This window comes from Archangium gephyra (assembly GCF_042230915.1).
Taxonomy (GTDB): domain Bacteria; phylum Myxococcota; class Myxococcia; order Myxococcales; family Myxococcaceae; genus Archangium; species Archangium gephyra_B.
This window is the reverse complement of sequence record NZ_CP102578.1, coordinates 7,916,517-7,929,155: the sequence shown is the minus strand read 5'-3', so window position 1 is coordinate 7,929,155 and position 12,639 is coordinate 7,916,517. Positions and strand designations below refer to the sequence as shown.

At 63.9% G+C, this 12,639-nt stretch carries 12 protein-coding genes, 1 tRNA gene and 1 pseudogene; 13 read left to right on the top strand and 1 reads right to left on the bottom strand.

The annotated features are described in order from the left end of the window. Positions 1-66: 66 nt before the first annotated feature. Positions 67-148: transfer RNA gene (locus NR798_RS30875), tRNA-Leu, on the top strand. A 76-nt stretch (positions 149-224) separates the two neighbouring features. Here the strand turns inward: NR798_RS30875 and NR798_RS30870 are convergent. After that, on the bottom strand, positions 225-908 hold the full coding sequence (locus tag NR798_RS30870; protein WP_375766104.1) for a tyrosine-type recombinase/integrase: 684 nt from the start codon (positions 906-908) through the stop codon (positions 225-227). 25 nt (positions 909-933) lie between these two features. Between NR798_RS30870 and NR798_RS30865 the strand changes: the two are divergent. The 12 genes and pseudogenes from NR798_RS30865 to NR798_RS30810 all read left to right on the top strand — a co-directional run. After that, a pseudogene (locus NR798_RS30865) lies at positions 934-1,240 on the top strand (transposase); the annotation flags it as partial. Positions 1,241-1,553: 313 nt separating this feature from the next. Continuing rightward, positions 1,554-1,808 (top strand): hypothetical protein, encoded by a 255-nt coding sequence (locus NR798_RS30860; protein WP_375766103.1) that lies wholly within the window; start codon positions 1,554-1,556, stop codon positions 1,806-1,808. After that, a complete protein-coding gene (locus NR798_RS30855; protein ID WP_375766102.1) occupies positions 1,798-2,007 on the top strand; it encodes a helix-turn-helix domain-containing protein in 210 nt (69 codons plus the stop codon). Before NR798_RS30860 ends, NR798_RS30855 begins: the two co-directional genes overlap by 11 nt. Next, positions 2,004-2,870 carry a hypothetical protein gene (locus tag NR798_RS30850; RefSeq protein WP_375766101.1) on the top strand — a complete coding sequence of 289 codons (867 nt, stop codon included), beginning with the start codon at positions 2,004-2,006 and terminating at the stop codon, positions 2,868-2,870. The genes NR798_RS30855 and NR798_RS30850 overlap by 4 nt, the downstream gene beginning before the upstream one ends. Continuing rightward, complete coding sequence (locus NR798_RS30845; RefSeq protein ID WP_375766100.1) at positions 2,867-3,403, top strand: hypothetical protein; 537 nt, start codon at positions 2,867-2,869, stop codon at positions 3,401-3,403. The genes NR798_RS30850 and NR798_RS30845 overlap by 4 nt, the downstream gene beginning before the upstream one ends. Continuing rightward, a complete protein-coding gene (locus NR798_RS30840) occupies positions 3,387-5,501 on the top strand; it encodes a DEAD/DEAH box helicase family protein (protein WP_375766099.1) in 2,115 nt (704 codons plus the stop codon). Before NR798_RS30845 ends, NR798_RS30840 begins: the two co-directional genes overlap by 17 nt. Continuing rightward, positions 5,488-5,682 (top strand): hypothetical protein, encoded by a 195-nt coding sequence (locus NR798_RS30835; RefSeq protein WP_375766098.1) that lies wholly within the window; start codon positions 5,488-5,490, stop codon positions 5,680-5,682. The genes NR798_RS30840 and NR798_RS30835 overlap by 14 nt, the downstream gene beginning before the upstream one ends. Further along, positions 5,682-7,622 (top strand): AAA family ATPase, encoded by a 1,941-nt coding sequence (locus NR798_RS30830; protein ID WP_375766097.1) that lies wholly within the window; start codon positions 5,682-5,684, stop codon positions 7,620-7,622. The genes NR798_RS30835 and NR798_RS30830 overlap by 1 nt, the downstream gene beginning before the upstream one ends. Positions 7,623-7,631: 9 nt before the next feature. Then, positions 7,632-7,976 carry a hypothetical protein gene (locus NR798_RS30825; protein ID WP_375766096.1) on the top strand — a complete coding sequence of 115 codons (345 nt, stop codon included), beginning with the start codon at positions 7,632-7,634 and terminating at the stop codon, positions 7,974-7,976. A gap of 2 nt (positions 7,977-7,978) precedes the next feature. After that, on the top strand, positions 7,979-8,983 hold the full coding sequence (locus NR798_RS30820) for a hypothetical protein (protein WP_375766095.1): 1,005 nt from the start codon (positions 7,979-7,981) through the stop codon (positions 8,981-8,983). A 307-nt stretch (positions 8,984-9,290) separates the two neighbouring features. Further along, positions 9,291-11,216 (top strand): ATP-binding protein, encoded by a 1,926-nt coding sequence (locus NR798_RS30815; protein ID WP_375766094.1) that lies wholly within the window; start codon positions 9,291-9,293, stop codon positions 11,214-11,216. Between the two features lie 7 nt (positions 11,217-11,223). Further along, positions 11,224-12,573, top strand: a complete 1,350-nt coding sequence (locus tag NR798_RS30810; RefSeq protein WP_375766093.1) for a hypothetical protein — start codon at positions 11,224-11,226, stop codon at positions 12,571-12,573. Positions 12,574-12,639 lie beyond the last annotated feature (66 nt).

The following is a 12,639-nucleotide window of genomic DNA, read 5'->3' as shown; positions in this document are numbered from 1 at the left end:
GGTTCGTGGTACTAGAGGCCGCGTTGTTTCCGGGGCGACTCACTGAGTCGAGACCGCGCCGGAAATGCCCAGGTGGTGGAACTGGTAGACACACCATCTTGAGGGGGTGGCGCCGAAAGGTGTGCGGGTTCGAATCCCGCCCTGGGCACTCCGAAATGAGCCTCCGAGTCCAAGTGACTCGGGGGCTTTTTTCTTTTCCGCTCCGGACTGTAGCTCGACTGTAGCTACGGGGCCTCGTCCGAGGGCGGCGCGCCTCCGGCCGGCGGCGTCGACGGAGGCCGGAGCTCCGCCTTCAGCTTCGCCACTTCCGTGCAGAGGGACTCCCAGGGGAGCGTCGTGTAGAGGCCCACGATGTCGCCCTTCGGCCCGTGCGTGACCCAGGCGAGCTTGTCCCGGTCCGCCCCGTCCGCCAGTGCCAGGCTGATGAAGGTGCGACGGGTGTCGTGGACCCGCCGGCCTCGCAGGCCGAGCAACTCGAGGTCCTCCAGGAGCTGCGCGTGGACGACAGGGTCACGCCGGTGCTCTCCACGCCGGGAGGGCACGACGAGGTCGGCAGCCGTGGGTGCTCGCCCCTGCTTGCGCTCCCATCCTTCATGGTGCCACGCCGCGAGGACGCAGGCGAGTACGGGGTGGACCGGAACTTCGCGGAGGCGCTCCGTCTTCACGCTCTTCTCCCGCCGCTGATTGCGGTGGAAGGCCCTGGACACCCAAAGGCGTCCCAGCGGCCGGGCCGAGGGGTCCCAGGCGTTCCACCTCAGGGCTACCGCCTCGCCGATGCGCATGCCGGTGAGGAAAAGGAGTGCGTAGAGGATGCACCGGTCCTCCGGAAGGCGAGCATCCGAGAGCAGCGCCTCCACCTCCTCGCGGGTGAAGACCGCTGTGGAGCGCCACTCCGGGTTCTTGTCCACTTTCGGGGGGAGGTCCCCCTTGATCCTGCCCCAGGTCGCTAAGGACCTGGACCTGACCGAGTCGGCCCTGCGCAACTGGGTGCGCGAGGCCGACGGGGGCAAGAGCAAGGAGTCGGCAGGTGCGCTCTCCAAGGCCGAGCGGGAGGAGTTGGTGCGGCTGCGCAAGGAGGTGCGTCATCTGGAGATGGAGCGCGACTTCCTAAAAAAGCGGCGGCCTTCTTCGCGAAGGAGGCCTCGAGGTGAAGTTCGAGTGCTTCCAGGCGCAGAAGGCCCATTTCCCAGTGGACTTCATGTGCCTGCAGCTGGGCGTGTCCCGCTCGGGCTACTACGCCTAGAAGGAGCGCCCTGTCTCCCGCTGAAATGGTGGACGATGCCCGCATGTACATTGGCGCGGGCGCACCCGGCGGCCCATCGAGGTGCCCCCCTTAGCTAGCCTGGACTACGGAGAGGGACGGAGCCTCAAAAGAATGCGCCACTGCGGGGCGACTGCATCGACGTGACGAGATGAAACGGGAGCGCTACCGGGTATGCGACGTGGTGCTCTCGCGGGAGCGGCCCGAGGAGCGCACCATCGTCGTTACCTCAAGGCCTGTGACGGGGTCGGGGCGCCGGTCAATCGTTCGAGCGCGCGCGAAGGTGCCCCAGTTGCTCGACCTGCTCCTGCTCGCGCCCGACCTCCAAGCCCGCGTCGTCGAACTCGAAGCCATCGACGGCGCCGAGCCGATGGCCGAGCGGACGCTCCGGGCCGTGGCCCACGCTGGGACGTGGGGTGAGCAGCGGGTGGCGTGGAGACGACTCTTCTCGACTTCCAACGACTATTGTCGGCACCAGCCGATTCCGCTACCATGCGCGCCGCGCGTGAGCAGCAGCACCCGGTGGAGCGACGAACATGAGCAGTGAACCTTGGGTCGCGGTCGAGGAGGTCGCGAAGCACCTCGGCGTCGCGAAGGACTCCGTCTACAGATGGATCGAGTCCCGAGGCCTGCCCGCGCATAAGATCGGCCGCCTTTGGAAGTTCCGGCTGTCCGAGATTGATAGCTGGGTCGAGGCCGGTGGCGCTGCCGAGCCGCCTAAAGATGAGGCAGTCAAGAAGCCATGAGTTCCCGACCTGGTCTCAATGGACACGGCGTTGGGGCGAAGACGAACGGTAAGCCGATCAAAGGCAAGGCGAACGGGCACAGCCTGCTCCTGCCCGCCATCACCGAGACCCCACTTCCGCAGCTTCGGCCCTTCTTCGGCTACTACGGCGGGAAGTGGCGCGACAGCCTCAAACACTATCCCGCGCCGAAGCACGACACGATCGTCGAGCCGTTCGCAGGCTCTGCGGGCTACTCGCTCCGCTACGCCAGCAAGAAGGTCATCCTCTGCGAGATCGATCCTGTGTTGTCGGGGGTGTGGAAGTACCTGCTCAAGGTGAAGCCGAAGGAGATCCTCGACATCCCTGACCTCAAGCCCGACGGTACCGTCGATGATCTCGACATTTGCCAGGAGGCCCGGTGGCTGGTTGGGCTCTGGCTCAACCGGGGCACCGCGAGTCCTCGCAAGAGCCCGTCGAAGTGGATGCGTGACGGTATACGTCCGGGATCCTTCTGGGGTGAGAGGGTCCGCCAAACGATCGCCACTCAGGTCGAGTCTATCCGGCACTGGCAGTTGCTGCCCTGCAGTTACGTCGACTGTCCCACGCCGCCGGAGGGAGCGACTTGGTTCATCGACCCGCCGTACGAGGCGGCTGGCCGGCACTACCGGTTCGGTTCGGACCAGATCGACTACAAGGCGCTGGCCGCATGGTGCAGGTCGCGTCCGGGCCAGGTGATCGTCTGCGAGAACGAAGGCGCAGGGTGGCTCCCGTTCAAGAAGCTCGCCGCCGTGAAGACCACGCGAGGAGACCGCCGCTCCCAGGAAGTCATCTGGCAGTCCGAGAATCCCATCCATCTGCCTCACGCTGATCGACATGCTCCATGAGCGCGCTACGCACCGATGAGCTTCACCGAGCCTTCCTGCGGCCACTTGAGTCAGTAGTTCGCTGGCATTCGGCTCTCTCGGGCAAGCCTCTGTGCGTTGACCTCGCGCTTCCGCTGCCGCCCCGCCTGCGCATCTACATGTACTCGCTCATCGGCGGTGTCGGAACGGTGCGTCCGAACGAATACAAGGCCTCGCTTCGTCTGCCGGGGCAGCCGGTTGGGCGGTACGACTCATTCGACCACTCCGACGATCGCTTCGCGCTCGTGGTGGCCTATCGGCCCGACCTCGACGTGTTCGTCCTATGGGATGCCAGCTTGCATCCACGCTTCACCAATGGCACCAATATTCAGGTTCGGGACACCACGGTCCACACCGCAGCAGCGCTTGGATGGGCTGAGCAAGTCCGCCTGCTACCGAGCAAGAGCCCGGAGATGGTGATCGCCTGCCAGTCGTCGAACCTCAAGAAGGCCATCGACGAGCGCGTGGCCTGGACTGGCAGCGTCAGGGAGGGAGTCAATGGCAATTCTCTCTGACCTGACGCTTCAGACCTCGTATCACAAGGGCCGCGACGACATCGCGAAGTCCTTCTACCTGCCGTGCATGCAACGCGCGGTAGAGTACGACCGTGCGGTAGGCTACTTCCGAAGCACCGCGTTCATCGTTGCGTGGCCCGCGCTGCGCGACTTCGTTCACCGTGGCGGCAAGCTCCGGGTGCTCTGTTCGCAGGTCCTCGCAAGCGAAGACATCGATGCGCTTGAGATGGGTTACTCGGCCAGAGCCGACGAGATCCTCGCAGCTCGGCTTGTGGAAGAGGTACGCAGCATCCTTCGAGACGATGTGCTGCGCGAGCCCGCTCGCATTCTCGCGGCACTCGTCGCGCGTGGGACCATCGAGCTGCAGATCGCGATCATGCGCGAGAGCGACACTCGTGCTGCCCGCGGCCGCATCTTCCACGACAAGCTCGGCATCTTCCGGGATGAGTCTCGAAACATCGTCATTTTCAAGGGGTCGATGAACGAGACATGGACCGGTCTCGCTGCCGACGGGAATCTCGAGTCCATCGACGTCGCGGCGAGCTGGCTCGGTGCGCGCGACCTTGAGCGCGCGCGCACAGAGGAATCGTACTTTCTCGACCTTTGGAACAACAGGTACCCGACGTTGAGCGTGCGCCCCTTTCCTGCGGTCGCACGCGAGGAACTTGAGCGAGCAGCTGATCCCGATTGGGACTCGGCCCTCACCAAACTACTCAATAAGCCCCAGGAGGCAGCGGCGCCGGTCGATGCGCGCGGTAGGTCCCTCCGACCACACCAAGCGGCAGGCCTCGCTTCGTGGGCCGCGAACGGGCGACGAGGCATCCTCGCTTTCGCCACCGGAAGCGGTAAGACGTTCACCGCCATCACCGCGATTCGTGAAGCCATCGCGGACCGGCAGGACGTCGTGGTCGTCGTCGTCCCTGATCAGGTGCTGTTCGGCCAGTGGTTCAGGGAACTTGAGGAGACGCTTGCGGACCTCTCCGTAAAGATCCTCCGCGCCGGCTCTGGCTACACGAGTTGGAGAGAGAGCCTCAAGCTGTGGACGTCGGCAGGCACCTCGCCGAGGCTCGTGCTTGCCACGGTTCAGACGGCAGCGTCGGACGACTTCAGGCAGCGGCTTTCGGGAGGCGAGCACCTGATGCTCGTCGCCGATGAAGTTCATCGCCTGGGATCACCGCATCACCGCCAACTTCTCGATGAGCGGCTCTTCGGTGCGCGGCTCGGGCTCAGCGCGACGCCCGAGCGAGCGGGAGATGCGGTGGGCACGGCCGCCCTCCTGTCCTTCTTTCGTGGCGTGCTGGAGCCTCGCTACACCTTGGCCGATGCCGTTCGGGACGGGGTCCTGACTCGCTACTTCTATCGCCCGCACACGGTCGTACTCGCTGACGACGAGGCGGGCGAGTGGCGCTCGTTGACGAAGGAGATCGGTCAGCTTCGGGGCTGCATGGCTGGTGGCGACTCCACCGCCGGGCTCGAGGACAGGCTGCAAAGGCTGTATATCAAGCGCGCACGGGTGGTGAAGCACGCGGCTGCCAAGGTGCCATTGGCCGTTAACGTGCTCGCCTCGGAGCACCAGCGCGGACAGAGGTGGATCATCTACTGCGAGGATCTTGGACAGCTGAACGCAGTGTGTCAGGCACTCGCGGCGTGCGGCATCCAGAACATGCCGTTTCACTCGCAGATGGATGGCGACCGAGCGGAGACGCTGCGGTGGCTCGACCGACGTGGTGGGGTTCTCGTCGCCATCAAGTGCCTGGACGAAGGCGTCGACGTTCCTTCGGTCACCCACGCCCTCATCCTCGCCTCGTCAAAGAACCCGCGCGAATTCATTCAGCGTCGCGGACGCGTGCTTCGGATCGCGCCGAAGAAAGCACTCGCGTACGTTCACGACGCCATCGTTCTGCCGCCGAAGGTGCAAGCTACGGACGGAGAGCGAGCGGCGGACCCGATTACGGCGGGCGAGCTCGCGCGAGCCGTGGAGTTCGCCCAACACGCCGACAATCCGTCCTCTGCCGCCGACCTTCAGCAGATTGCCATCGCGATGAACATCGACTGGCGTAGCCTCTCGACGAACGGGATCGAAGATGCGGACGACTGACCTTAAGGATCTCACCAACACCGTGGAGCAGCTTCGCAAGGAACTCCACGCCGATCTCGATGCGAGCTTCGTCGAAGCCGTTGTTCGGGCCGAAGAGCAGAACCCCGAGGACGATGCCGAGGCGCTACGCGCCATTCAGGCCGCCCTGAAGGCCGTGCTCGTGGCCATGGGGGCGATCTGATGCTGCGGCTGAAGCGGCTTGAGGTGCAGGGCTTCGGTCCGTTCGCTGACCAGCAGGTGATCGAGTTCCCCAACGGACCCGGGGTGACGGTCATCTACGGTGAGAACATGCGCGGCAAGACCTCGCTCTTGAACGCGATCCGGTACGCCTTCTTTGGGACCGTGGTCGGTCGAGGGTCACGGCCCCGACGCCTTCACACGATTTCGAACCGCGAGCTCGCCAGCGACGGCCAGTACGGCTTCAACGTGGCTCTGACGTTCGACTACGACGGTGCGGAGTATGAACTGGTTCGCGAGTGTATTCCTCGCGTCAAAGTGCCTGCCAGCGACGAGGACTATTCGCTTGAAGTTCTCCTTCGGAAGGGGAATGCGACGCTGGGCCCCCAAGAGCGCGAGAAGGCCCTGCAGCAGGTCTTTCCCAGGGAGGTCTCTCGCTTTTTCCTGTTCGATGGCGAGCTGCTTCAGGAGTACGAGGAACTCCTTATCAACGAGAGCGAGGCGGGGCACCGGATCTCTGAGGCCATCGAGCGCATCCTCGGTGTGCCGATTCTGAAGCGTGGGCGGGCCCATCTCACCCAGCTCTCCGAGGATGCCGACAAAGCCGCTGCGAAGGAGGCGTCCAAGCGCCAGGAGACGCAGGCACTGGGTACGGCGCTCCAGCAGGCGACCGAGCAGAAGGAAGCTCACCAGAAGGAACTGGCTCGCAAGCAGCAGGAACTCAACGATCTGAACGCACAGAAGCTGGAGGTCGAGCAGGTCCTTCAGTCCATGCAGAAGTACGCGAGCATCCTGCAAGAGCGGGACGAGGCGAACGCGCGGCTGGACGAAGCTGGCAAGGAGGAGAAGTCGATGCGCGGCGACCTGCAGAGGGCGATGGGAGATGGGTGGCGGTCGCTCCTGCGCGATCCGGTGAGGGCTGCACGTACCGCCGCGCAGGCCGAGGCGCAGAAGGAGTTCGACGCCGTCATCCTGTCGCTTCGGGCGAAGGCGATCGAAAGCGGTCACTGCGGTACGTGCGAGCAGGACGTGCCTCCTGGGCTCGCGGACAAACTGCGCTCGACGCTGCCCGCCCAGTCGGCGGCGGCGGTGCCGCCCGGAGGGGTCTCGGCTGCGATGTCGCGTCTTGCGGATCTCAACAAGTTCAACGAGGCCGACAACGCCGGGGAAGTGCGGCAGTTGTGGAAGCGACTCGAAGAACTCCGACTGGAGCAGGTCACGCTGCGTGATCGGATCTCCGACCTCACGGCGGCACTCTCGGATTCAGAGCCTGAGACCCTTCGACGCTCGAAGACCTCGTACGCGGAGGTCATCGAGAAGATCTCTGTGGTGAAGCGGGCGATCGATGAGGAATCGAAGAAAGCCGACGAGAAGGACCAGAACATCCAGCGCTTGAAGAAGAAGCTGGAAGCGGCTGGCACGTCAGATCTTCGAGCGGGGCAGCTTCGGGCGAAGATTCTGCGCGACGCCTCGGAGGTGTTCGGGGCTGCGGTCGAGCGCTACAAGTCGGACCTGCGCGGGCGCGTGGAGGCCACGGCGTCAGAGCTCTTCCTGTCCATGACGACGGAGAAGCAGGACTTCGCGGGGCTCACGATTAACGAGGGCTATGGTCTCACGATTCGGCACCGGGATAGTCGCGCTGAGGAGGCGCGCTCGGCGGGCGCAGAGCACGTCGTGGCGCTCGCGCTGATGGGGGCGCTCCAGCGAAATGCGCCGCTTCGCGGTCCCATCGTCATGGACTCGCCGTTTGGCCGTCTCGACGAGAACCACACGGCAAACGTCATCGAGACGCTGCCGAAGATGGCGGAGCAGGTCGTGTTGCTCGTCTACGAGGCAGAGGTGGGCAGAGCCCGAATGCGCGATCTCCTCGGTAGCCAACTTGTTCGTGAGTACGAACTGAACCGCGTGTCGGCTCGACGAACGAACGTGCGCGAGGTCAAGTAGGAGAACGCGATGGAACGAGACCGCGAAAGCATTGGGCTGACCGCAGAGAATCAAGCTGTGCTGGCCGAACTCGAGGAGCGTGGCTGGTTCCTTGAGGGCCAGGACATCGCTCGCTTCTGCATGGCGTACGCGATTCGCGCCAAGGTGCCGGAGGGCGCGACGTCGGGCACCGAGACGCGATGGGCCGCCGGCAACTTCGACAAGACGGGCGAAATCCGGGCGCTGCTCGCAGCGCTGTACCCGACCTGCCAGACGCCCGTACGGTTGATGGAGCATTTGGTCAACGAGGGGCTGCGCATGGTCGTAGCGAGAGTTCGCTCCGATGCGGTGGGGCCCGCAGAGCTCATGGACTGACCGTGGCAGGACGGGTGGCTCAGGCGCAACGCGAGGTTCGTCGGGCGGTCCAGTGGCTTGTGCAGGGATCCGGGTTGCCGGCCCAGCCGTTCTACTGTGACCCCGCCCGCATCGGCGCTTTCGCTGTCGCGCCCGCCGAGCTCGCGGCCGGCACCGACGCCGCTATCTTCCGCCTCTTCGTCACGCTGTCGATGTACCAGGCGCTGCGCGACGTCGTGATCATGTGCCAGCAGCGGTCGCTGCCGCGCGCGTCGATGCGTGTCGTCGCGGACATGGCCTTCGTGAAGCGGGCCATCACGCGCCACCGCTGCCCCGCGCTCGGTTCCGTCGAGTCGTTTGAGGAGGGCTGCGACGTCACGAAGACAGGCGAGACCGTCGACTGCGGGCGGTGCCCCGGCGCCGCCTGCCACGTGAAGGACGCCACAGTCGTCTTCAACCGTATGGGCGACATGGGCAAGCTGCCGACCTCGGCCTGGCTCCGGCTCTGGAAGAGCGGCGGGATGAGCGCGCTGCTCGAGCGCGTGTACCAGGAGGAGTTGTTGCCCACCAAGCGGGCCGCGCTCCTCGTCGAGCATTTCGCTGGCGTCCACCGGATCGGGCGCAAGCTCGCCACGATGTTCGTGAGCGCCCTCTCCACGCCGGCGCTCGCCCCGGGCCTCACGCCGTGGTTTCCGGCCGTCGACGGCAACGAACTGGTCGTGGTCGACACGAACGTCGCGCGCGCCGTGGACGCGCTTCGCGAGCCAGCCGCGCCCCGCACCTACGACGCCCGCGAACGGTGGGTGCGCCATCAGGCATCGACGCTCGACCTTCGTGAGTTCCGGCCCGACCTGCCGCGCTACTCGCCGAGGCTCGTCCAGCAGGCGCTCTACGCGTTCTGCTCGAAGTCGAACCGCGTGGCCCAAGGGGACGTCTGCGCTGTGCGCCCGACGCCGTGCTCGGGCTGCGCACCGACCTTGTGCCCGTTCGCGGCGTCGATGGAGAGCAGGGAAGTACTCGCCAGTTAACCCTCAGTGGCTCCGTGCCAGAGAGGTAGAGTCACCTTGGCGACTTGGGGCAGGCTCTTGCTGCCATCGCGCACCAGTCGGACCGCCTCGGCCCTGTACTCCGGGGTGAAACTCCGCCTCTTCCTTCGCTCCATGGACACTACCTCGTATGTAGCCGACTTGTCAGGTGCGTCCACAAAACCGGGGCAGGCACACTCCGAAAAAAGCCTCCAAGTCCTTGAGACTCGGGGGCTTTTCATTTTCCCGGCCAAGCCGCTCGGGAGTACCCTTTTAGGACGTTGGCTTGCTCGTTCGACGAGGAACTTCGATGTCCATCACCAACAAGCTCCGAAGCATGGCCTCGGTCGACCTCTTCAAGGAGGCCGTGGTTCCCGAGGCGTTCGTAGGTCGGCCCTTCTACTTCGATTTCTCGAAGATGAAGATCCTGTCTAACGACCACTGGAAGGAGACGGTCGGCGGAATCGCGGCCGGGACGTTCCTCGTGGCTGTGTACGACAACGCGGGCGATCGGCCCGAGATCGTTCTTCTTCGTGTCCTCGGACCGACGACCTTGCCGTCCGACTCGGATGTCGTCGCGGCGATGGTCGACCACTACAAGGAGAACGCCAGCACCGATACGTCGGCGAGCAAGCTCGACAACTACACGCGCTACGAGTTCCAGTTCTCGGGTCTGGAGTGCCGCGTCCTCGGGTCCTTCTACCTCGACGAAAAGGGTCGGACGCAGTTCGGTGCCGACGTGGACAACTTCTACGGTCCGAACAACTACTCGGTGTACCGGCCGTCCGGAAAGGTGCTGGAGTACATCGTGAACTTCCGTGACGGGGAGCTCATCCCCGGTGGGTCAGGCGATCAGCGCATTGGAGAGGTCCGCTATGCCTCAAGCCGCCGCCACCCGATGAACGACTCCGTCCCTGTCTACGTGTCCGCGTTCGATTACCTCGGCAAGCGCACTGCGCTGTTCGGTATGACCCGCACGGGTAAGTCGAACACGGTCAAGATGATCATCAAGGCCACGGCGGAGCTGGCGCCATCCAAGGCGAAGCTCAGTGGCAAGCCTGTCCCCCCCATCGGGCAGATCATCTTCGATGTGAACGGCGAGTACGCGAACGACAACCAGCAGGACCAGGGCACCGCGCTCTACCAGCTCTACGGCAATGATGTGACGCGCTACAGCATTCTTGAGAAGACGGGCTTCAAGGTCATGAAGCTCAACTTCTTCAAGGAAGTCGTGCAGGGCTTCGAGATGATCAGCTCGGGCCTCCAGGACGACAAGGCCATCTACACCCAGGCGTTCATGAACGTGAACTGGGAGCCGGCGGACCCGACCGACTTCAGCGCGAAGACCAGGTACGAGCGGCGGAAGGCCTGCTACCAGGCGATCCTCGCCGAGGCTGGTTTCAGCCTGCCCGCGAAGTTCCGCATCACGTTCGAGGGCGCGAAGGAACTCAACGCCGCGACGGGTCGAGACCCGTCGAAGGGCCTCTCCGCGGAGGAGGCCGTCCAGTGGTTCACGTGGGTCTGGGACAACTACGACTCGGCTCCCTTCTTTGCGTCCTATAAGTCGAGCAAGGGTCGAGAGTGGGCCGATGAGGATCTCAAGAGCCTGATGCGCTTCCTGACGCGCAAGGCGAAGCCGGGTGCTCAGGCCACGGAGGCTGGCTTCAGGAAGTTGATCCCGTTCCGGGACCTGCACACGTCGACGCTCCAGAAGTCCTATGAGGAAGAGATCGTCGAGTTGCTGCGCGACGGGAAGATCGTGATCATCGACCTTTCCCAAGGCAATCCCGACCTTCAGCGCACCTATTCGGACCGTCTCTGTGCCGCGATCTTCCGCGAGGCTATGGCTCGCTTCATCAAGAACGAGCCCGCGAACTTCATCCAGATGTACTTCGAGGAGGCTCACAACCTCTTCCCGAAGAAGAACGAGTCAGATCTGACCCTGATCTACAACCGCATCGCGAAGGAAGGCGCGAAGCTGAATCTCGGTCTCGTCTACGCCACCCAGGAGGTCAGCTCGATTTCTGCGAACGTGCTCAAGAACACGCAGAACTGGTTCGTGTCACACCTGAACAACAACGACGAGCTGCGGGAGGTCTCGAAGTACTACGACTTCGAGGACTTCGTCGAGAGCCTGCGCCGCACGACGGACAAGGGCTTCATCCGGATGAAGACGTACTCCAACGCCTTCATTGTGCCCGTTCAGATTGACCGGTTCAGCGCCGTGAAGTCCTGAGGTCACCATGGGCTACTCCTCCAAGGGCCGAAAGCCCATCGAACGAGCGAGCAAGATCGCTCACGTCGAGATCATCAAGAATCCCGACGTGCAGGCGTACATCGATCAATGCATACTGCCGTCGGCGCCGGACCCGCAGTCGCTGGCGGGACTGCTGACCGACCTCTCCGAGGTCGATGTCAGCGAGGTGTCAGCCGTCATCGCAATCGATGGTGGCTACACGGAGACCTTCGTCCAGGAGGAGTACCCGTCGGCGTCCATTGCGTTCTTTACGTTCGGACCGCTCCTCTTCCAACTCGATGATCTTCGTGCTCTCGACACGAAGCGATTCATCGCCCCGGAGGACCTGCGCAAGCTGAAGCAGATCGAGCGATACACGCTGGTCCTGCCAACCAAGGGCATCCGGCATGGCTCCCAGCCCTCGCTCGCGGCGACCATCCGACGTGCGGTGTATGACTTCTTCGTGAAGGAGCGTGGCTCCGAGTCGGAGCAGCTCATCACGAGCCTCAAGTGGTTCCTGTTCCGGCGTTGGAAGCGGCAGCCCGACGACTCCCTAGAGGAGCGTGTCGAACACTGTCCTTATGGGTGCGGGCAGAGTCCGATCACCTTTTCGTACGCGGATCCCACCCTCAAGGATTGTCCGAGGTGCCGGCAGGCTGTCTACCTCACGGACACCTTCCGCCTGCATGAGCGGGTTGACGAGGAGATGGGTGGGTCCGGTATCGCCGCGTACGTCATGACGATGCTTGAGCAGCTCGTCCTGGTTCACCTGATCTACAGCATCCTGGAGATGAAGCCCGCCCTCCTGAGGAACATTCTGATCATCAAGGATGGCCCGCTCGCGTTCTTTGGGTTGGTGGCTCCGCTCTATCGGCCCATGCGCGAGCTCGTCGAATACCTTTTGAGCCAACCTGGCGGCCCAACAGGGCCTACCCTGCGGCTGGCGGGTCTAGAGAAGAGCGGGGCTTTTGTCGAACACGCGGCCGCTATTCAAGACCGCATGCGCCCCGGGTCCTTCTTCGTGGTGGGTGACGGCTATATCCGTAAGCACATTGTTCCCGGTGACGCGTCCTCGACCTACGGTCAGAACACCTACTATGGGCAGAAGGTGTTCTTCCGTGCGCAAGAGGGGGCGATGTACGTCGCGACGGTGCCAGGGCTCGAGTACAAGTCGGAGCCAAAGGCGTCGGACCTACCGCACCTCCACGAAATCCTCACGCTCATCGGTGAGCTTCGATGCAGCATGTACGACAACGCGCTGGTCCCCGTAGCGTTGGCGAACAAGCTGGTCTCGCTCTCGGATTTTCCGAGCCAGCGCATCCTCACCACGTTCGCGCGGCAAGCAGTCAAACCCTGAATGGGTGATCGGGCCGAGACCTCCCCTGTGTTGAGGGGCGGTGCTTGGTGGAGTGAGCGCACCGGG